The 19133-nt window shown below is 46.4% G+C and carries 22 protein-coding genes and 1 tRNA gene; 15 read left to right on the forward strand and 8 right to left on the reverse strand.

Annotated features, from left to right (window positions below; all coding sequences use genetic code 11):
* Positions 1 to 253 precede the first annotated feature (253 nt).
* Complete coding sequence (locus CEW91_RS05685; protein ID WP_088768068.1) at positions 254 to 1252, reverse strand: NADP-dependent oxidoreductase; 999 nt, start codon at positions 1250 to 1252, stop codon at positions 254 to 256.
* A 281-nt stretch (positions 1253 to 1533) separates the two neighbouring features.
* Here CEW91_RS05685 and CEW91_RS05690 point away from each other — a divergent pair, with 281 nt between their 5' ends.
* Together CEW91_RS05690 and CEW91_RS05695 are read left to right on the forward strand one after the other, a co-directional pair.
* Positions 1534 to 1830, forward strand: a complete 297-nt coding sequence (locus CEW91_RS05690) for a type II toxin-antitoxin system RelB/DinJ family antitoxin (protein WP_088768069.1) — start codon at positions 1534 to 1536, stop codon at positions 1828 to 1830.
* Entirely contained in the window at positions 1817 to 2092 is a 276-nt protein-coding gene (locus CEW91_RS05695; protein ID WP_157776069.1) for a type II toxin-antitoxin system RelE/ParE family toxin, read from the forward strand. Before CEW91_RS05690 ends, CEW91_RS05695 begins: the two co-directional genes overlap by 14 nt.
* Before the next feature lie 24 nt (positions 2093 to 2116).
* On the opposite strand, the gene CEW91_RS05700 is transcribed toward CEW91_RS05695, so the two are convergent.
* Positions 2117 to 2193: transfer RNA gene (locus CEW91_RS05700), tRNA-Val, on the reverse strand.
* 97 nt (positions 2194 to 2290) lie between these two features.
* A complete protein-coding gene (locus CEW91_RS05705) occupies positions 2291 to 3334 on the reverse strand; it encodes a DUF3080 domain-containing protein (RefSeq protein WP_088768071.1) in 1044 nt (347 codons plus the stop codon).
* Positions 3335 to 3364: 30 nt separating this feature from the next.
* Between CEW91_RS05705 and CEW91_RS05710 the strand changes: the two genes are divergently transcribed.
* Complete coding sequence (locus CEW91_RS05710) at positions 3365 to 3973, forward strand: riboflavin synthase subunit alpha (RefSeq protein WP_088768072.1); 609 nt, start codon at positions 3365 to 3367, stop codon at positions 3971 to 3973.
* On the opposite strand, the gene CEW91_RS05715 is transcribed toward CEW91_RS05710, so the two are convergent.
* Positions 3967 to 4176, reverse strand: coding sequence for a CPXCG motif-containing cysteine-rich protein (locus CEW91_RS05715; RefSeq protein ID WP_088768073.1), 210 nt, complete (start codon positions 4174 to 4176; stop codon positions 3967 to 3969). The genes CEW91_RS05710 and CEW91_RS05715 overlap by 7 nt on opposite strands.
* Positions 4177 to 4208: 32 nt before the next feature.
* Entirely contained in the window at positions 4209 to 5099 is an 891-nt protein-coding gene (locus CEW91_RS05720; RefSeq protein ID WP_088768074.1) for a DMT family transporter, read from the reverse strand.
* Between the two features lie 140 nt (positions 5100 to 5239).
* Here CEW91_RS05720 and thrS point away from each other — a divergent pair, with 140 nt between their 5' ends.
* The 7 genes from thrS (at position 5240) to CEW91_RS05755 (ending at position 12186) form a co-directional block, all read left to right on the forward strand.
* Positions 5240 to 7153, forward strand: a complete 1914-nt coding sequence (gene thrS, locus CEW91_RS05725) for a threonine--tRNA ligase (protein ID WP_088768075.1) — start codon at positions 5240 to 5242, stop codon at positions 7151 to 7153.
* A 22-nt stretch (positions 7154 to 7175) separates the two neighbouring features.
* Complete coding sequence (infC, locus tag CEW91_RS05730) at positions 7176 to 7721, forward strand: translation initiation factor IF-3 (RefSeq protein ID WP_088768076.1); 546 nt, start codon at positions 7176 to 7178, stop codon at positions 7719 to 7721.
* Positions 7722 to 7794: 73 nt separating this feature from the next.
* Positions 7795 to 7992 (forward strand): 50S ribosomal protein L35, encoded by a 198-nt coding sequence (rpmI, locus tag CEW91_RS05735; protein WP_053953836.1) that lies wholly within the window; start codon positions 7795 to 7797, stop codon positions 7990 to 7992.
* Between the two features lie 14 nt (positions 7993 to 8006).
* Positions 8007 to 8360: a 50S ribosomal protein L20 gene (rplT, locus tag CEW91_RS05740; protein ID WP_053953835.1), complete on the forward strand. Its 354-nt coding sequence runs from the start codon at positions 8007 to 8009 to the stop codon at positions 8358 to 8360.
* 134 nt (positions 8361 to 8494) lie between these two features.
* On the forward strand, positions 8495 to 9475 hold the full coding sequence (gene pheS / locus CEW91_RS05745) for a phenylalanine--tRNA ligase subunit alpha (RefSeq protein ID WP_088768077.1): 981 nt from the start codon (positions 8495 to 8497) through the stop codon (positions 9473 to 9475).
* A 26-nt stretch (positions 9476 to 9501) separates the two neighbouring features.
* Complete coding sequence (pheT, locus tag CEW91_RS05750; protein ID WP_088768078.1) at positions 9502 to 11889, forward strand: phenylalanine--tRNA ligase subunit beta; 2388 nt, start codon at positions 9502 to 9504, stop codon at positions 11887 to 11889.
* Between the two features lie 3 nt (positions 11890 to 11892).
* On the forward strand, positions 11893 to 12186 hold the full coding sequence (locus CEW91_RS05755) for an integration host factor subunit alpha (RefSeq protein ID WP_088768079.1): 294 nt from the start codon (positions 11893 to 11895) through the stop codon (positions 12184 to 12186).
* 33 nt (positions 12187 to 12219) lie between these two features.
* Here the strand turns inward: CEW91_RS05755 and CEW91_RS05760 are convergent, their stop codons facing one another.
* The 3 genes from CEW91_RS05760 to CEW91_RS05770 form a co-directional block, all read right to left on the reverse strand.
* Positions 12220 to 12900, reverse strand: a complete 681-nt coding sequence (locus CEW91_RS05760; protein ID WP_088768080.1) for a ChrR family anti-sigma-E factor — start codon at positions 12898 to 12900, stop codon at positions 12220 to 12222.
* A complete protein-coding gene (locus CEW91_RS05765; protein WP_088768081.1) occupies positions 12890 to 13510 on the reverse strand; it encodes a sigma-70 family RNA polymerase sigma factor in 621 nt (206 codons plus the stop codon). The genes CEW91_RS05760 and CEW91_RS05765 overlap by 11 nt, the downstream gene beginning before the upstream one ends.
* Before the next feature lie 82 nt (positions 13511 to 13592).
* Positions 13593 to 14174 (reverse strand): LON peptidase substrate-binding domain-containing protein, encoded by a 582-nt coding sequence (locus CEW91_RS05770; RefSeq protein ID WP_088768082.1) that lies wholly within the window; start codon positions 14172 to 14174, stop codon positions 13593 to 13595.
* Between the two features lie 159 nt (positions 14175 to 14333).
* Between CEW91_RS05770 and CEW91_RS05775 the strand changes: the two genes are divergently transcribed.
* Genes CEW91_RS05775 through CEW91_RS05795 form a run of 5 tightly spaced genes read left to right on the forward strand, consistent with a single transcriptional unit; the run spans position 14334 to position 19124 of the window.
* The gene (locus CEW91_RS05775) at positions 14334 to 15281 is read left to right on the forward strand and encodes a YbgA family protein (protein ID WP_088768083.1); all 948 of its coding nucleotides are present in this window, start codon (positions 14334 to 14336) and stop codon (positions 15279 to 15281) included.
* Between the two features lie 12 nt (positions 15282 to 15293).
* Complete coding sequence (gene phrB, locus CEW91_RS05780; protein WP_088768084.1) at positions 15294 to 16700, forward strand: deoxyribodipyrimidine photo-lyase; 1407 nt, start codon at positions 15294 to 15296, stop codon at positions 16698 to 16700.
* Positions 16693 to 17127, forward strand: a complete 435-nt coding sequence (locus tag CEW91_RS05785; RefSeq protein ID WP_088768085.1) for a nuclear transport factor 2 family protein — start codon at positions 16693 to 16695, stop codon at positions 17125 to 17127. Before phrB ends, CEW91_RS05785 begins: the two co-directional genes overlap by 8 nt.
* Entirely contained in the window at positions 17124 to 17849 is a 726-nt protein-coding gene (locus tag CEW91_RS05790) for an SDR family NAD(P)-dependent oxidoreductase (protein WP_088768086.1), read from the forward strand. Before CEW91_RS05785 ends, CEW91_RS05790 begins: the two co-directional genes overlap by 4 nt.
* Positions 17850 to 19124, forward strand: coding sequence for an NAD(P)/FAD-dependent oxidoreductase (locus CEW91_RS05795; protein WP_088768087.1), 1275 nt, complete (start codon positions 17850 to 17852; stop codon positions 19122 to 19124). It begins immediately after the preceding gene.
* Positions 19125 to 19133: the final 9 nt, after the last annotated feature.

Raw genomic sequence — 19133 nt, forward strand, 5'->3', positions numbered from 1 at the left:
TTCGGGTTTTGGTACAAGCTTAGCGGTTTTTTAGGGTTCGTGAAATTCTTTACGGTTTGTTAATGTAAGAGGAGATTAATACACAACTGATAAAAGGGACGGGCTGCGCGTTAGCGCTGTTCAGCGGAAATAACGAACTTAGATAAATTTATTATGGTATAGCATCTTTCAGCGCCGGACGGTTACTGATAGCCCGCACGTAAAGTACGGGCAATTCATGAACAAGATGGTGGTATAACATCTATTACTAATATTACAGTTTAACCAGCAACTTCCCTTTATTGTCCCCGGTTAGGAACAGGTTTAAGCCTTCAATAGCAGATTCGAGCCCTTCCAGCGTATGCGAGCGGTATTTGATTTTGCCGCCCATGACATACGGGGTCAGTTTTTCCAGTAGACTAGGCACTTCATGGAAGTGATCGGGCATGGTGAACCCCTGAATTGTTAGGCGCTTTTTAATTATGGGGATCCAGCTTGGGCCGGGCGCTGGTTCGGCTTTGTCGTAGTCGGCTATCATGCCGCACACCACAATACGGCCATGGGCGTTCATGTGCTGCATAACATGATGTTGAATCGGGCCGCCGGTGTTTTCAAAATATAAATCAATACCGTCAGGTGTCAGCTCTTTTAGTTTGGCGTCTAAGTCATCGGTTTTGTAGTTAATGGTGCCGTCAAAGCCTAACTCGTTGGTAATCCAGTCGGCTTTTTCGTTGCTGCCGACTACACCGATAACCCGTAAACCGTCGGCTTTCGCGAGTTGCCCGACGATAGATCCGACTGAGCCAGCCGCGCCGGTGACCACCAGTGTTTCACCTGATTTAGGTTTGCCGACGTTAAATAAACCTTGAGTGGCGGTTAGTCCGGGTAGGGCGAACACCGACAGCACCATTTCGTCGGGCACGTCAGCTTGTACTTTATTAATGCCCTGACCGTCGCTCAGCGCGTATTCTTGCCAGCCCATCATGCCCATCACGCGGTCACCTTTGGCAAAGTCCGGATGTTTGCTTTCCACTACTTTACCCACGCCTGAACTGCGCATGACAGTGTTAAGCTCAACCGGTGGGATGTAACTTTCGGTATCCGGGCTCATCCAGCCGAACATTGCGGGGTCGAGCGACATGTGGGTTTGTTTTATTAGTAGTTGGCCATCGTTAACCGTTGGCAGTTCCTTCTCCACTACCTCAAAAACATCGGCACTGACCGGACCCGGGTTAGGGCGCTTCACCAAGTTTATCGCTTTATAGGTTGTCATGTTGCTCCTTATTACGTCTTTATTGAGTGCCGTTAGCATAACGCTGTGGCTTGTATACGTAAAAGAAAAATAAACGGGTGTTTGAATTTAACGAATACTGGTTAAAACAGGCGTTCTGGTAAGAAAACGCTGAGATTGTTTGACGTTATGGCTTAGTTGCGAACTAGGGATGTGATCGTATGCTAGCTTAATAGAAAGGTTAGGCTTGTTGATATCAATATTTGACCGTATCTCATTTGAGATACATAATATTTTAAGTTTCTTAAACGTAGGTGAAAACAATGCCCCATACCTCAATGCTACATGTTCGGGTTGATGAAAAGTTAAAGTCAGAAGCATCAGAAAAACTAGCTAATGTTGGTTTAACGATATCTGACGCAGTACGTATTCTTTTAACTAGAGTTACAAAGGAAGGCGGTTTGCCAGTAGGCTTAACAACAGACGATGCCGCTTATGACCGTTGGTTTAAAGAAAAAGTAGAGCAAGCGTTGTTGAGTGACTTGCCAACAGTATCGAATGAAAGTGTCATGGAAGATGCTAAAAAACTAGTGGAAAGGAAGCTTGGTGCTAAAAATTGAATGGAAGCAGTCTGCTAAAAAGGATTTTATTGCCATAGTAGAATATATTTCACAAGAGAACTTGCTGGCAGCTGAAGCGTTTATTGAGATTATTGAGGACAGTGTCGAACTATTAAAAGCTCATCCTAAAGCAGGAAAAATAGGCAGAGTAAAGGAAACACTAGAATTCGTTGTGTCCTCAAATTATATAATCGTTTATCAGCTGAGTGCGGATAAACTAATCATACTAGCTTTGTTACACGCCAAGAGGCAGTGGCCATAATTCTTTATGAAGAGACTAGAAAAGTGGTGCGTCCTAGTAGACTCGAACTACCGACCTCTGCCATGTCAAGGCAGCGCTCTAACCAACTGAGCTAAGGACGCACATTTTGAGGTGTGTCGTGAAGACGGGCGGTATATTAGTTATTTGCGGCCGCTCGTGCAAGTCATTTTTTGCAAAAAGTCACTGTTTGTCGAATTTCTAGTCAGGCGCAGGGGTGAAATTACACGCGCTGTAAAAACGCTGCCAGGGGCGAACAAAATGAACGGTGGCATCGGTCAACACTTTGCTGAGTTTACCGAGCTCTGCAATATAGTCTTTCAGCGCTGGCTGCGGAGCTATTCCTTGTAAGTTTTCAAGGGTCATTAACAGCCGCTGATGTTGCTCAATAACTTCTGCAATGTCGCCCTGCATTTCTTTAATGTATATTTTGTTAAACGCGTCTCTCAACTGTTCTGCTTTTTTGGGAGCGCTGCCATTTGGGCAGTGCAGGGCTTCTGGAATTTCCGGTAACTGGTCATGCATGGCATCTAGCTTATGTGCGTAGTCCAGCATGGTTCTGAATAAGTCGGGTAGATAGTTACTGCGCTCAAGTCGTCCCAGCATTTTTATCATCTCGGACGGGTCATCCGCTTCTTTCGTATAGTTCCAGCGTTCCAAAATTCGGGTGAAACGCTCCAGAGCATTAACGGCGTAGTTATATTCGGTGACATGAATTTTCGGTAGAGAGTTATTGCCTATAGACAGCGCTTTACGAAGTCCGTCTTCAAATGCGAAAGCATTGGCAAGGCTGGCGCTTAACTGTGACTTTTTGTGCGCTAGCGCCTCTTCTAATTGCTTTTTCACGTTAGCAGACTCAGGGTGCTCAATGCACTCTTCCAACGCCTGTATCATGGTTAAGTCGGCGTGGTATTTACTGAAGCCGTCTTTTAACTTGCCCAACGAGCTGTTGTTTTCTGCAATTTCCTGACCCAGCCGACAGTGATTCAGACGCATACTGTCGATAAAACCAAGACTGGTGCGTTCAACGTCACGTTTGAGTTCGCTTTTTGCGGGATACTGAAGCGTTGGCTTGTTTGGAGTAATAGAGCGGGCCGGTAACTCAAGTGTGTCATGCACGTCGTTGTGCAGTTTGTCCGCGTACTCGGTTAACCCTGGATTGTCTGAGCAAGCGACCATACCCAGTGCGCTAAAGGCAATGAGTGCATAGCCAACGGGCCTAAAAATAAGTACACTTCGAGTCATTTCTCCGGTTCCTTGTCACACGGGTGGTTAATGTTTACAGGTATTGTACAAACACAAGTTACGATATTTTCGGTTTCTGACCAAGCTTCTTTTCGACATATTGTGGTCGAAACTGAACCTAAGTTTTTAAAAGATTTAGCCATTGGTGCCAGTATAGCGATTAACGGTTGTTGTTTAACGGTCGTTGAATTCAGTGATACGCAAGTGCATTTTGATGTTATCGATGAAACCTTACGTTTAACGAATTTAGGCAAGTTGAAAGAAGGTGACAAGGTTAACTTTGAGCGCTCACTGCGGGTTGGTGATGAAATTGGCGGTCATGGTGTGTCTGGACATATTCATTGTTCAGGCAAAGTAACTGATGTGGAATTGTCAGAAAATAATTGTGCGATGTGGATCCAAATACCAGAAAAACACAGCCGTTACCTGTTCGACAAGGGGTTTATCAGCGTTAATGGCGCCAGTTTGACCATTGGCCGGGTTGAGGGAAATTGTTTTTCATTGCACCTCATTCCCGAAACTCTGCGCATTACCAACTTAGGTGAGTGCGAAGCGGGCTCAGAAGTCAATATAGAGCTTGACCAGCAGACGATAACAACGGTTGATACGGTAGAGCGAGTGTTGGCGAAACGTCAGTAAAATTGTTCATCGTTACCGTCGACTTTAATGCGCGTCTGTTGGTTAATTTCATCGACTTGTAATTGCACGTGAATGAGATCACCACAGGCGGAGCACTCTTCCTGATAGTCCTGGTTTCCCTCGGAAGCATCAATATCTAAAAAGGTATTGTGGCCGCAATGCGGGCATTTCACTGGCACACTTTTTAGGTTCTCTTCGTTCATTGCTGTGTCCCGCTTATTGAGTCTTTCTGTAACTATAGAAATAAAATGCCAATTCCGCCTAATGAGACTAAAGCACCTGCGACTGAACGCACGGTAATTCGTTGTTTTTTCAGAAAAGAAATCGGTATTAAAAAGAGCGGCGCGGTCGACAGTAACGTTTGAGTCAGGCCTGGGTTAATATTGGCGATAGACACCTGCTGTAACCAAATAGCCAGGAAAGTGCCGAAAATAATGGCTCCCAACAGTGGCAAAGGGTTTATAGCGCGGAATTGTTTAATCATTGCGAAATAAGCGCCACGTTGAGAGAACCCGACGATAGCGGCTAGCAGAACCGAGCCGGCGGCAAGTCGAACAAAGGCCGCGTCAATGGCATTCATTTGCTCGCTTTGTAATACGGAAAAGGCCATGACCAAACCGGTTGCCTGACATAATGCAGCGCCGCAGCCGAATAGTACTCCTGATAATGACAACACGGGTTGTTTGTCCGGGGCTTTTTCGCTGACCACCCATAATACGCCACTTAGCGTGACCACAGCACCCGTTATTTCAATGGCGGAGAGACTATCGGCTAAAAAGAGCCAGGCCATAAAAGCTGCGAGTGGCGGAGCCAAATATTCAAGTAGCATGGCGTGCCACGGACCGAGTCTGCGCAGTGCCGCAAAATGGCAGCTGTCACCAATGGTAATGCCAATAATACCGCTTAGCGCTAACAGCCAAAGGCCATAGGTTATTGTTAATGAACTACCGAGAAACAGGCTGATGACTAGCAATAGGGGGGTAGCAATAACGCCTTTAACCAAGTTCATTTGTAGTGGCGAAAAATGACTACCCGCACGGTGATATAAAATCGTAGCGACCGCCCAAAAGCTAGCGGCCAGTAAGGCGGCAAGTTGTCCGGTTATTTCGGCCGTAAACTCTGACATTGAAAGGCTCTAAGGTTGCTCAAAAGTAAGCGGTCGATTATAGTAGCGTCTTGCGTTCGATGGTACCGAACGCACCAAATTTCAATAAATAGAGCATGTGGCACTTGGTAGGTGTCACCACTGGATAGGAAGGAAGTTTCATGCCTGTAATTACTCTCCCTGACGGAAGTCAACGCGAATTTGAACAACCGGTTTCAATCATGGATATCGCTATGGATATCGGGCCTGGTCTGGCGAAAGCGACTGTTGCTGGTCGCATCGACGGCGAGTTGGCCGATGCCTGCGATAAGATTGAACACGACGCCAAAGTAGAAATTGTCACGCCGAAAGACGATGACGGTGTTCATATTATTCGCCACTCGTGCGCGCACTTAATGGGTCATGCGGTTAAACAGCTGTGGCCTGACGCGAAAATGGCGATTGGTCCGGTTATCGACAACGGTTTTTATTACGATATCGACGTTGACCATACCTTCACCGAAGAAGACTTAGAAAAAATTGAAAAGCGAATGAAAGAGTTGGCGAAAACCAACTATCAGGTCGTTAAAAACAACGTCAGCTGGAAAGAGGCGCGTGAAACTTTTGTTGACCGTCATGAGCCTTACAAAATAGAGATTTTAGACGAGAACATTCCAACCGATTCTCGACCAGCGCTTTACCACCACGAAGAATATATTGATATGTGCCGTGGCCCGCATGTGCCTAGCATGAAGTTCTGCGAGCACTTTAAAGTGATGAAAATGGCTGGCGCGTATTGGCGTGGCAACTCTGACAACAAAATGTTGCAGCGTATTTACGGCACTGCATGGGCAGACAAAAAACAATTAAAAGCCTATTTGAAGCGTTTGGAAGAAGCCGAAAAGCGCGATCATCGTAAAATTGGTAAGAACCAGGACTTATTCCACTGGCAGGAAGAAGCGCCGGGCATGGTGTTCTGGCACCACAACGGTTGGACTATTTTCCGCGAGCTGGAAGACTTTGTACGCGAAAAACTGCGTGAATATGATTATCAGGAAGTGAAAGGTCCAATGATGATGGACCGCGTGTTGTGGGAAAAATCAGGCCACTGGGAGAAATTCTCTGACTTGATGTTCACAACGGCGTCAGAAAACCGTGAGTATGCCGTTAAACCGATGAACTGCCCGGGACACGTGCAAATCTTTAACCAAGGGTTGAAGTCTTACCGTGATTTACCTTTACGTATGGCTGAGTTTGGCTCGTGCCATCGAAATGAACCTTCGGGGGCATTGCACGGTCTGATGCGTGTACGTGGCTTTACTCAGGACGACGCACACGTTTTCTGTACTGAAGATCAAGTGCAGCCTGAAGTGGCGGCGTGTATCAAGATGGTTTACGAGACTTATGAAACCTTTGGTTTCGACAAAATCGATGTAAAACTGTCGACGCGTCCTGAAAAGCGTTTAGGCGATGATGCAACCTGGGATCGTAGTGAAAAAGCCCTGGCTGACGCGCTGAAAGCGCATGACATTGATTTTGAATACTTGCCAGGCGAGGGCGCATTCTACGGTCCGAAAATCGAATTCACGTTATTCGACTGCTTAGGCCGTGCTTGGCAGTGTGGTACTATTCAGTTGGACTTTGCGCTACCTGGGCGCTTAGGTGCGACTTACGTGGGCGAGGACAATGAGCGCCATACGCCGGTGATGATTCACCGTGCCATTTTAGGCTCACTGGAGCGTTTCATGGGTATTCTTATTGAAGAGTACGCAGGACATTTCCCGGTTTGGTTGGCACCGACACAGGTTGTTTTGATGAATATCACCGATAATCAGAGCGATTATGTGAAAAAGGTGGTAAAATCACTGAATGAAAAGGGAATTCGTGCCACGGCTGACTTGAGAAATGAGAAGATTGGCTTTAAAATCCGTGAGCATACTCTTAAACGAGTTCCTTATTTGCTGGTTGTCGGCGACAAAGAAGTCGAGGCTGGTGAGGTTGCGGTTCGTACTCGTAGCGGTGAAGACCTGGGTAAACTGGCTCTGGAAGACTTCATTGCAAAAATTGAAGACGAAGTACGTACTCGCAAAATTTAATAATTACTTGGAGGAATAAACCATTAAAGGCGGAAAAAGAACTCAAAAAGCTGCAGATAAAAACCGTATCAACGACCAAATTACCGGTGTTGATGAAGTTCGCTTAATCGGAACCGATGGTGAACAAGCTGGTGTCGTCAGTATTAACGAGGCTCTTGATGCAGCAGCGGAAGCTGGTGTTGATTTGGTGGAGATGAGCCCTAACGCAGAGCCACCGGTCTGCCGCTTAATGGATTACGGCAAGTTCCTCTTCGAGAAGAGTAAAGAACAGAAAGAACAGAAGAAAAAGCAGAAACAGATTCAGGTTAAGGAAGTGAAATTCCGACCTGGCACAGATGAGGGCGACTACCAGGTAAAACTGCGCAACCTGCGTCGCTTCCTCGAGGGAGGTGACAAAACCAAAGTCACTATCCGTTTCCGTGGCCGGGAAATGGCACACCAAGAGCTGGGCATTGACTTGCTAAACCGTGTTAAAGCGGATTTAGAAGAAATCTCAACTGTTGAGTCGTTCCCTAAAAGGGCTGAAGGTCGCCAGATGATTATGGTTCTGGCACCGGTTAAGAAGTGATCGTGGTCTACAAGTAGGCAGCTAGCTGTCTCACCCTTTCACACTTTCAATCAACAATGCGGAGTTTAATTTCATGCCAAAAATGAAATCAAACAAAGGCGCTTCTAAGCGCTTCAAAAAGACTGCTTCAGGCGGTTATAAGTGCAAGCAATCTCACTTGCGTCACATTCTGACTAAGAAAACTCCTAAGCGTAAGCGTCAGCTGCGTGCTAAGAGCATGGTCCACGAAGCGGACATTAAATTAGTCGATCGTATGTTACCGTACGCATAAGGGGAGATTAGCAAATGGCACGAGTAAAACGTGGTGTAATCGCGAGAGCGCGTCACAAGAAAGTCCTGAAGCAGGCGAAAGGTTATTATGGTGCCCGTAGTCGCGTTTATCGCGTTGCGGTACAGGCAGTCACTAAAGCAGGTCAATATGCATACCGTGACCGTCGCAACAAGAAACGTCAATTCCGTCAATTATGGATTGTGCGTATCAATGCTGCGGCACGTCAAAACGGGTTGTCATACAGCCGCTTTATCAACGGCCTTAAGAAAGCATCAGTAGAAATCGATCGCAAGATCCTTGCTGATATCGCAGTTCACGATCAAAACGGCTTTGCTGCTTTGGTTGAGAAGGCGAAAGGCGCACTGTAAATAACGACTTTTTAAGTTCGTTTAAACAGATTTCAAAGGGAGCCATTAGGCTCCCTTTTTTGATCGTTTTTCTGATAGAATAACGCCTTTAAAAATCACGCTATAAAAGCCTATTGTCAGTGTTGAGGGAAACAATGCAATTAGAGGAAATCGTCGCACAAGCCGAAGCGGCCATCGCCAATGCGGATAACCCGCAAGCGTTGGATGACGTTCGTGTTCAATACATGGGGAAAAAAGGCCAATTAACAGAGCTGTTAAAAGGTTTAGGAAAACTTGACCCGTCAGAGCGTCGCGAAGCCGGCCAAAAAATTAACGAAGCGAAGCAACAGGTTCAAACCAGCATCAATTCGCGCAAAGAGTTGTTAAAAGCGGAAGAGCTAAAGGCCAAGCTAGAAGCAGAGCGAATTGATGTCACCTTGCCAGGTCGAAACGCTGCGGTTGGTGGTGTCCACCCGGTTACGCAGACTATTCGCCGTATTGAACAGTTCTTCGGTGACTTAGGTTTTAGTGTTAAAGAAGGTCCAGAAGTGGAAGACGGTTTCCATAACTTCGATGCATTGAATATTCCGGCGAACCATCCGGCTCGTGCCGACCACGATACCTTCTATTTTACTCCCTCAACGATGCTGCGTACGCAGACCTCGGGTGTTCAAATTCGTACTATGGAAGTGGAAAAGCCGCCACTGCGTATTATTTCGCCTGGTCGTGTTTATCGTAACGACTACGATCAAACCCACACGCCAATGTTTCATCAGGTTGAAGGCTTGATGGTTGATACCGATGTGTCGTTTACACAGTTAAAAGGCATTTTAGAAGATTTCCTGACTCACTTTTTTGAAGAGTCATTGCAAGTGCGTTTCCGTCCGTCTTACTTTCCGTTTACAGAGCCTTCAGCAGAAGTGGATGTCATGGGTAAAGACGGCAAATGGTTAGAAGTACTGGGCTGCGGCATGGTACACCCTAACGTGTTGAAAGCGGTTGGCATTGATCCGGAAAAATACACCGGCTTTGCCTTTGGTATGGGCGTTGAGCGCCTAACCATGTTGCGCTACGGCGTAACTGACCTGCGCGCGTTTTTTGAAAACGATTTACGTTTCTTAAAACAATTCAACTAATACAGAATTCAGAAGGCATTTGCAGCATGAAATTAAGTGAACAGTGGTTAAGAGAGTGGGTTAACCCAGCCGTAGACAGTAACGAGCTTAGCGAGCAGCTGAGCATGGCTGGCCTTGAAGTTGACGGTGTCGAGCCCGTAGCAGCTGACTTCCATACGGTTGTGGTGGGTGAAGTGGTTGAGTGTGGTCCTCACCCCGATGCGGACAAGTTGCAAGTCACTAAGGTGAATACTAACGACGGTGAGCTGCTAGACATTGTGTGTGGTGCGCCAAACTGTCGTCAGGGTATTAAGGTGGTTGTTGCTAAGGTTGGCGCGGTTTTACCGGGCGACTTTAAAATTAAAAAAGCGAAACTACGTGGGCATCCGTCATACGGTATGCTTTGCTCGTTCAAAGAGCTGGGCTTAATTGACGAACATGAAGGCATCATTGAACTGCCGGAAGATGCCCCAGTAGGCAAAGATTACCGAGAGTATTTAGGTCTTGAAGACCACAGCATTGATATCGATTTAACACCAAACCGCGGTGACTGTTTGAGTGTTCGTGGTATTGCTCGTGAGCTGGGTGTATTGAATCGAATGGATGTTAACGAGCCTGAAATTAAGGACGTTGCAGCCAAAGTTGATGAGCAAAAAGCGATTCATTTAGACGCACCGGAGCAGTGCCCACGTTATTTAGGTCGTGTTATTAAAGGCATTGATGTGTCACGCCCAACACCTATCTGGATGAGTGAAAAGCTGCGTCGCAGTGGCATCCGTAGTATTGACCCTGTGGTCGATATTACCAACTACGTATTGCTCGAGTTGGGGCACCCAATGCACGCGTTCGACTTAGATACACTGGAAGGTGATATCCACGTGCGTTTGGCGGCGGCTAAAGAAAAGCTGACGCTGCTAGATGGTGAAGAAGTTGAGCTTGATGAAGACGTATTAGTGATAGCCGACGAACAAAAAGCGTTGGCAATGGCAGGCGTTTACGGCGGTAAAGACAGCGGTGTGACGGTTGAAAGCAAAAATATTTTCTTAGAAAGTGCGTTTTTTGCGCCGGATGCTATTTTAGGTAAAGCACGTCGTTTTGGCCTGCATACGGACGCATCGCACCGCTACGAGCGTGGAGTTGACCCACAATTGCAACGCACGGCTATGGAACGTGCAACGCAGCTATTGCTGGACATTTGTGGCGGTGAAGCAGGACCGGTTACTGAAGCCGTTTCTGAGAAGCACCTGCCAGAGCGTGCTAACGTCAAATTACGCAGCGCTCGTTTGGCGAAAGTGCTGGGCGTAAAAATAGCTGATGACGAAGTAACAGAAATTCTTCAGCGTCTGGGTCTGGAAGCTACCTATAACAGTGGTGAATGGCAGGTTCAGGTTCCGTCATACCGTTTTGATATTGCCATTGAAGAAGACTTAATTGAAGAAGTGGCGCGTGTATATGGTTACAATGCGATTAAAGCAGCGGCGCCAGCAGCGCAGCTTCGCATGACTGATCGCAAAGAAGCTTCAGTGAGTCGCCATACCCTAACGAATGCACTTGTTGAACGCGGTTATCAGGAAGCTATTACGTACAGCTTTGTTGATCCTAAGCATCAGGCCATGTTGTTTAACGAAACTGCAGCATTAACCTTGCCGCACCCCATTTCGGTCGATATGTCGTCTATGCGTGTCAGCTTGTGGCCTGGGTTGGCGGGGGCTGTTGCACACAACCAGAAACGTCAGCAAGCCGTATTGGCGTTTGTTGAAACGGGCTTACGTTTTATTCCAGATGAAAGCGCGGAAAATGGCGTTCGTCAGGAGCCGGTGCTCGGCGGCATTCGTGCCGGAAAAGCACATACCGAACACTGGTCAGAAGGTGAGCGTGCGGTCGACTTTTTCGATGTAAAAGGCGACGTTGAAGCCTTATTGGAAAAGACCGGCGAGGCGAATTTATTCCGCTTTGTTGCTGACCAGCACGATGCATTGCACCCAGGGCAATCTGCGGCAATTTATAAAGGTGAACGCAAAGTCGGCTTTATGGGCGCTTTACACCCGCAGCATGAAAAGGCGTTAGGCTTAAATCAGCGTGCTTTTGTGTTTGAAATTGAGCTGGACGCAATAGCTGTTCGTCGTATTCCGGCAGCTCAGCCTGTGTCGCGTTACCCGAGTATTCGTCGTGACTTAGCCGTTATTGTTGATAAGCACATTGCGGCGGGTGAACTGTTGGCTGCGATGGAAAATATTGGCGTAAAACAGTTAGTTGACCTAAACTTATTTGACGTATACGAGGGCGACGGCGTGCCTGAAAACAAACGTAGCTTGGCGTTGTCTGTAACATTACAGGATGCTGACAAGACGTTAGAAGAGGCCGACGTCACTGACATTATGACTCAATTTATAGACACCTTAAGAAGTGAGTTTAATGCAACATTGAGGGATTAAACTATGGCGCTAACCAAAGCAGAATTGGCGGAAGTCCTGTTTGAGAAACACGGTATTAGTAAGCAAGACGCAAAAGCGCTTGTTGAAGATTTTTTTGAGGAAATACGCACTGCTTTGGAAAGTGGTGAGCAAGTGAAGTTATCGGGCTTTGGTAATTTCGAGTTGCGAACCAAGGGCCAACGTCCGGGAAGAAACCCTAAAACCGGTGAAGAAATTCCGATTAAGGCTCGCCGAGTGGTGAGCTTTAAGCCAGGTCAAAAGTTTAAGAGTCGTGTAGAGAATGCAGAGCCTGAATAAAATCAGGCTCTTTTTTATTTGAAGAGTAAGAAATTAAGCTCTGAAGAATAGGCTGCTGAATGGATTAAGTAACCGACTGATGCCTGAGGTGAAATGCAGTGGGGCATCCAGAGTTGCTAACGTCAGACAGTCTTGCTCTTGAGTTTCAGGTGTATGTGTTTTTGATGGATCAAGCAACACAAAGTCACCGTCTTTATACTCATCTTTTTCGTCATTAAACACACCATCCAACACCAGTGTTGCTTCCTGACCCTTGTGTGTATGCTCAGGAACTTTGGCACCAGGCGCCATATAAATTAGGTTCGTCTGGTTACCATTTTCAAGCGTCAGCGGCGCTCGCCATAGTTTCCCAACCAATTTTGACCAGTCGCCAATACGGTGACTATTGTGCGCCAAGGTTCTCGGTAGTGTGAAACGGCGACCTTCAAGATATAAGATATCGCTAGGCTCGTTTTCTACTTTGTTGCAAACCGAAGACTGAAAAATAGCTTCGAGCATTTGGTCACACTGACTTTTGGTCATCGCGTGGTTAGCCACATTGACAATAGTGTCCAGGTTATCCTCACACAATTTCTGTTCAATGTCGCACACCGTTCGACGACACGCCTTACACATATCGACGTGAGTCCCTACGACTATCGTCATGGCTGCACTTAAATCACCTGCAGCATATTGGTATAAAAGGGCTTCGCCCGGGTGCGATTTAATCACCATTGACTATCAACTCTTTTAATTTCTTAAGTGCTAAACGAGTTCGGGACTTGATAGTCCCTAAAGGCACGCCAAGAGCATCAGAAACTTCCTGCTGTGACTTACCTTCAATGTAAATTTTTTCAATGACAATACGTTGAGCGTCTGGAAGTTGCGCATAATATTGCGAAATTTCCTGCATCAACACGTCGTTGTCCAAACTGTAACCATCGTCTAAATTGTCGTTCTGCTCTGACAAAATAGGCCAAAGTTCATCGGCACTGATGTCATCTTTACGTTTTTTGTTTTTACGTAAAAGATCAAAACGAATATTACGAGCAATGGTAAATATCCAAGTTGACGGTGAACCTTTATCTGGCTTAAACAAATGCGCTTTATGCCAAACATTCGTCATGGTTTCCTGAACCAGATCCATGGCGGTTTGTTCGTTGCCAAATTGCCGTGTTGCGTAAGATTGCAGTTTGGGCGCGAAATGTCGAAACAGTTCACTGAAAGCCGCTCGGCTTCGAGTTTCAGCTATACTTGCAAGCAGTTCGGCTGCACGTTCTGCAGCGTCTGTTTGGGTGGTATTCATAGACCCCCGAGTCGATGTTCTTCCTGACACCATCTGCATAATTAGACCTGCTATCTTTCCACAATGTACCAATTAATACTTAAGCTCCGAATATTCGGATCACTCGATGACAGAAATTTATTTATTTGCCCATTAAGTCTAGCAAATATTCCTGCGTTTTTAGACAACTTTCCTCTTTTATTAAAGATTGTTTCGTGTCTGTGTCGAGTGGGAGAATTTCAAGCCAGCGCGAGCAAAGCCAGTCAAGCCTGTCGTAGCTTAAATCTGGCAGCAATTCAGAGAGCTCAGGATAGGTTTCATAAGCTTCCTGAAGTTTTTCTTTTAGGTTTATACAAGAGTCCGGCAAAGCTGCTTGTGGCCAAGCTGGTAAGTGTTCAATGTTGCCAATTCTCAAATTATCAGACTCTAGCCAATGGCCAAGAATGCGAACTCGGCTCTGACCTTCGACAGTAATACCAAGCAAACCGTCGTCGCGTGGCTCAAAATCGATGATTTTTACCGAAGTGCCATAAGGACGAATGTAGTCGTCTTCCGCCGGTGACTTGTCGTTATCAAACATGGCTATGACAAACTCTGCGTCGCGTTGCAATGAGTCCTTAACCAAACGAATATAGCGAGGCTCAAATATACGCAGCTTCATACGCCCCTCAGGTAAGACTTGAGAGGTGAGGGGAAAAATCGGTAACTGCTCAGACAACGACATAACACCTCTTTCCGCTGAACTCGTGTGAATTAACTCCTTCTACGTGCGTTAAATCAAAGTTGGATCTATTTTTGTTACAAGAAACGAAACTATTTTTTACAAAGCGCCGTAAATTAAACCAGCACAATACTGGAATGACGTTAATAAGAGGGAAGCACAGTGCGTTTAAAAGTTGGTATTAGCTCTTGCCTTATGGGCGATGAAGTGCGCTTTGATGGCGGTCATAAGCGCTCTGCGTTTGCGACCGATGAACTGACTCGTCATATTGATTTAGTTCGGTTCTGTCCAGAGGTGGGTATTGGCATGCCAGTCCCCAGACCCACGATTCGGCTGGAAAAGCACGGTAGCAATGGCAGCGAAACCGTTGAAGCGGTCGTACCGAAAACCGGTGAAATCGTCACAACGGAGCTGTCTGATTTTGCCGACAAAATTCAGATTAAGGCAAAAGATCTGAGCGGCTATATTCTTTGCGCAAAGTCACCCAGTTGTGGAATGGAGCGTGTGAAGCTTTATGATCCTGAAACTGGACATGCTCGCAAAGAGGCTACTGGTATTTTTGCTTCTCGTCTGCAAGAAAACAACCCGGCCATGCCATTAGAGGAAGACGGTCGCTTGAACGACCCGCATCTGCGAGAAAACTTTATTATGCGGGTTTATGTGTATGGACAATGGAAGCAAATTGAGGACACGCCAACGAAGAATAACCTGTTGAGCTTCCATAGTTCCTGCAAGCTTTTGCTGTTAGCACACAATCAGCAACGCTATAGAGAGCTGGGCAAAAGACTTGGCGAGACCGAGGTTGTCGATGCTGAGTTTGCTACGCAGTATATTCGGGACGTCATGGAGGCATTATCGGAACCCGCATCGCGTCGTAACCACACCAATGTGCTACAACATATTCAAGGGTATTTTAAAGGCGACTTAGACCCCCAACAACGTGAAGAACTCAGCGATATTATTTTGCAGTATCACGATGGCATTCTACCGTTAATGTCGCCGTTAACACTGATAAAGCACTATCTACGTGAGTTTCCGAAAGCGTATCTCGATAACCAATGGTACTTGAACCCGTATCCGGTCGATTTGAAACTTCGTTATGGTCTATAAAGGGCAGAACCAATGAAAAAGGCAATTTGGTTTCGAAGCGACTTACGTACGTTAGATAACGAAGCATTATATTTGGCGACCCAGTCAGAGGTAGCTCCTGAAGCGATTTTTCTGGTGTGCGAGGACACCTGGCAGTGTCACCATTGGGCGCCAATTAAGCAGGACTTTTTGTGGCGTACTCTCGAAGTGCTCAACGAAAAGTTGGCGGCATTGGGTATCAAACTCCATATTAAAAATATTGGTAAGTTTTCAAAAACAGGTGGTGCGCTTCGCGAATTTTGTAAAACGCATAATATCAATAAGCTGTATTTTAATGCCGAATACGCGCTGGATGAAAAAAATCGCGATAGGGCGGTAACCGCGGTTTTAAAAAATGACGGTGTTGAGGTAAGTAAGCACCATGGAAACCTGCTTATTAAGCCTGGCATGGTGAAAACTCAGCAGGGTGAGTACTATAAAAAGTTCACGCCTTTTAATAAGCGCTGGCGAGCGGTTTTAGCTCAAGAAATAGACGTTACATCGCTTAAACCGAACCTCTTCCCGAACATTAACCCCGAACCTTTACCGAACGTTTCGCTGAAAGCTCAGGATTCATCACATTATCCAGCAGGCGAAGAGGCGGCTTTAAGTAAGCTGGGGCAGTTTGTAGGGCATTCGGTAGAAGTTTACCAGACTGGTCGCGACCGACCTGATGAGAACCACACCTCTGAGCTTTCTGCCTATCTTGCGATTGGAGCTATTTCTCCAGTGACGGCGGCCAGAACCTTACAGCAATTCTCGCCGGAGTTTCCTTATGGTTTACCGGAAGGTCCCGATACCTGGCTTGCCGAACTGGCCTGGCGAGAGTTTTATCAGCATTTAATGGACTTTGAGCCGAGACTGTCGAAAGGGGAAAGCTTCCAGCGAGAAACGGACAGTATTCAATGGCGCGATGACGAAAAAGGGTTTATCGCATGGTGCGAAGGAAAGACCGGGTACCCGATTGTTGATGCGGGTATGCGCCAGCTGAATGAAACTGGCTGGATGCATAACCGCTTACGCATGATAACGGCTAACTTTTTAGTTAAAGACTTACTTATTGACTGGCGCAAAGGCGAAGCTTATTTCATGCAAAATCTAATAGACGGAAGCTTTCCGGCGAATAATGGAGGCTGGCAGTGGAGCGCCTCTGTAGGTACTGATGCGGTGCCTTATTTTCGTGTGTTTAACCCGGTTAGGCAGAGCGAAAAGTTTGATCCGCAGGGGGCCTATATTCGTAAATGGGTTAAAGAGCTCGATAGTGTGCCGGATAAGCACATCCATTGGCCACATGAGTGGCTCAAGAATAAGAGTAATAATGAGTATTATCCGCCGATCGTCGAGCACAAAGCGGCTCGCGAACGTTTTTTAACAACCTTTAAGCAGGTGAAACATGGATAACAAAGAGTTGGTCGACGCATTAAAGTCTTTTTACGACGAATTAAAAACCGACAACCTTGATGACATGGACGATATGTATCACGACGAGGTCAGTTTCACTGACCCGATTCATCAGGTTGTTGGACTAGAGGACTTAAAGAAATACTTTAAAGGCACGATGGAGAACGTTGAGTACTGTCATTTCACATTTGATGATGAGTGCGTGAGCGAAGAAAGAGCCTATTTGTCGTGGCAGATGCGCTACTCACATCCCAAAATTGGCAATGGTATGGAAATTATTCTGCCGGGCGTTTCTTATATTAGCTTCGAAGACGGCAAAATTCGTGAGCAGCGCGACTATTATGACTTGGGTGCAATGCTTTATGAACACGTGCCGTTGGTTGGCTACGTTATTGATAAAATTAAAAGCAGGTTGGTCAGCGAATGAGCATTCTAATTACCGGCGCGTCGTCAGGTATCGGCCGTCAACTGGCATTGGACTACGCCGCAAGAAGTGAACACGTCATTGTGTGTGGACGCAATCAGGAAGCACTTGAAGAAGTACAGTCTGAATACCCTGAGTTCATCGACACATTGGCGTTTGATATTACCGATAAGAACGCGACAATTGAGGCTTTGAGTAGTGTTGAGACGTTGAACCGCGTTATTTTGTGTGCCGGTGTCTGTGAGTATTTGGATACTAATAGCTTCGACGCAGATATGTTTGAGCGCGTATTCCGGGTGAACGTATTTGGCACCATGAACTGCGTGGAAGCGGCGTTACCGAAAATGGCGCAGGGCTCAAAGCTTGTCATTGTGGATAGTTTGGCACGGTTGCTGCCCTTCACCAAAGCACAGGCTTACGGTGGCTCGAAAGCGGCCATGCACTACATTACGCGCAGCCTGGAAGTGGATCTGAAAAAACGCGGTATTCGAGTGCAAAGTGTTTCCCCCGGTTTTGTTAAAACACCGATGACCGACGCAAACGACTTTGAAATGCCAATGCGCGTTACCGTAGAAACCGCATCGAAAGCCATTATTAACGGCATTGACAAAAACAAAAGAGATATCGCATTTCCGAAGCTTTTCAGTGGTATGCTCAAGTTTATGGGACTTCTTCCGGAAGGCATGCAAGTGAAGCTTTCCGAATACATGGCAAGGAAGCAGTAAATGAAAATTGCAGTTATAGGTAGTGGTATTGCAGGGCTAACCTGTGCCTATTATTTAAGTCGAGAACATGAAGTCAGTGTGTTTGAGAAGAGAGACCGCATTGGCGGGCACACCTGCACTAATGACGTAAAAGTCAATAATACGATGTACGCGGTGGATACCGGTTTTATTGTTTTTAATGACAAAACGTATCCACGCTTTAAGCGGTTATTGCGGGAGTTAAAAGTGGCGTGGCGAGACACTGAAATGAGTTTCAGTGTGACTGATCCCGAATCGGGGCTTGAATACAACGGTCACAATTTAAACACACTGTTTGCGCAACGCAGTAATCTTTTCAGCCCTAAGTTTTACCGTCTGGTGTCGGGTATATTGGCCTTTAATAAAGCGGCCAAAAAAGCGTATGAGCAAGACAGCGAGACGCTTGATAAAGTCACTTTGGGCGAGTTTTTAAGCAAAAACGATATTCCACGGGCAGTGTCGGACTATTACCTGCTACCCATGGTGTCGGCCATTTGGTCGTCTACACTGGCCGACGCAGAAGCGTTCCCGTTAGGATTTTTTCTGCGCTTTTTTAATAATCACGGTTTGTTAAACGTGAGCGACAGACCGCAATGGCATACGCTTGTTGGTGGTTCAAAAGCCTATATTCCCATGCTCACAGAGCCTTATGCAGAGCGTATACACTTGGGCAGCGAAATTACCGCGGTCACGCGTCAGTCCGATCAGGTGACACTGACGTTTTCTGACGGCAAACAACAGTTTTTCGATGAGGTTGTTTTTGCCTGTCACAGCAACCAGACATTGCAATTACTGGGTGACGCAACTGACGATGAAAAAGTGATTCTCGGTGGTATTCCTTATCAACCGAATGAAGTGGTGCTGCATACCGATACCGCTTTGTTACCGAAGAAAAAGCGTGCCTGGGCTAGCTGGAACTATTTACTGAGAACCGATGAGGGGGCTGAACAGCAGCCCAGCTCTGTGACCTACAACATGAATATTCTTCAGGGTATTCAATGCGAGGATACCTTGTGTGTAACGCTCAACAACACGTCAATGATAGACGCTGAGAAGATCATAAAAACCATGACATTTGACCATCCACAATATTCAGTGTCGTCAATGAAAGCTCGCGGGCAGCGCGACAGAATTTGTGGTAAGCGCAATACGCATTTTTGTGGCGCATATTGGTACAACGGGTTTCACGAAGACGGGGTGCGCAGCGCCATCGACGTTGTTAACCGCTTGAATAGCGAGCAGGTTCCCAATCAATGAAAAGTGGCA

Origin of the sequence: Idiomarina piscisalsi (assembly GCF_002211765.1) — a bacterium.
Lineage (GTDB): Bacteria > Pseudomonadota > Gammaproteobacteria > Enterobacterales > Alteromonadaceae > Idiomarina > Idiomarina piscisalsi_A.

Coding starts and splice junctions, on each gene's coding strand:
- CEW91_RS05685 (WP_088768068.1), bottom strand. CDS start 1,252: ATGACAACCTATAAAGCGATAAACTTGGTGAAGCGCCCTAACCCGGGT.
- CEW91_RS05690 (WP_088768069.1), top strand. CDS start 1,534: ATGCCCCATACCTCAATGCTACATGTTCGGGTTGATGAAAAGTTAAAG.
- CEW91_RS05705 (WP_088768071.1), bottom strand. CDS start 3,334: ATGACTCGAAGTGTACTTATTTTTAGGCCCGTTGGCTATGCACTCATT.
- CEW91_RS05710 (WP_088768072.1), top strand. CDS start 3,365: ATGTTTACAGGTATTGTACAAACACAAGTTACGATATTTTCGGTTTCT.
- CEW91_RS05715 (WP_088768073.1), bottom strand. CDS start 4,176: ATGAACGAAGAGAACCTAAAAAGTGTGCCAGTGAAATGCCCGCATTGC.
- CEW91_RS05720 (WP_088768074.1), bottom strand. CDS start 5,099: ATGTCAGAGTTTACGGCCGAAATAACCGGACAACTTGCCGCCTTACTG.
- thrS (WP_088768075.1), top strand. CDS start 5,240: ATGCCTGTAATTACTCTCCCTGACGGAAGTCAACGCGAATTTGAACAA.
- rpmI (WP_053953836.1), top strand. CDS start 7,795: ATGCCAAAAATGAAATCAAACAAAGGCGCTTCTAAGCGCTTCAAAAAG.
- rplT (WP_053953835.1), top strand. CDS start 8,007: ATGGCACGAGTAAAACGTGGTGTAATCGCGAGAGCGCGTCACAAGAAA.
- pheS (WP_088768077.1), top strand. CDS start 8,495: ATGCAATTAGAGGAAATCGTCGCACAAGCCGAAGCGGCCATCGCCAAT.
- pheT (WP_088768078.1), top strand. CDS start 9,502: ATGAAATTAAGTGAACAGTGGTTAAGAGAGTGGGTTAACCCAGCCGTA.
- CEW91_RS05755 (WP_088768079.1), top strand. CDS start 11,893: ATGGCGCTAACCAAAGCAGAATTGGCGGAAGTCCTGTTTGAGAAACAC.
- CEW91_RS05760 (WP_088768080.1), bottom strand. CDS start 12,900: ATGGTGATTAAATCGCACCCGGGCGAAGCCCTTTTATACCAATATGCT.
- CEW91_RS05765 (WP_088768081.1), bottom strand. CDS start 13,510: ATGCAGATGGTGTCAGGAAGAACATCGACTCGGGGGTCTATGAATACC.
- CEW91_RS05770 (WP_088768082.1), bottom strand. CDS start 14,174: ATGTCGTTGTCTGAGCAGTTACCGATTTTTCCCCTCACCTCTCAAGTC.
- phrB (WP_088768084.1), top strand. CDS start 15,294: ATGAAAAAGGCAATTTGGTTTCGAAGCGACTTACGTACGTTAGATAAC.
- CEW91_RS05785 (WP_088768085.1), top strand. CDS start 16,693: ATGGATAACAAAGAGTTGGTCGACGCATTAAAGTCTTTTTACGACGAA.
- CEW91_RS05790 (WP_088768086.1), top strand. CDS start 17,124: ATGAGCATTCTAATTACCGGCGCGTCGTCAGGTATCGGCCGTCAACTG.
- CEW91_RS05795 (WP_088768087.1), top strand. CDS start 17,850: ATGAAAATTGCAGTTATAGGTAGTGGTATTGCAGGGCTAACCTGTGCC.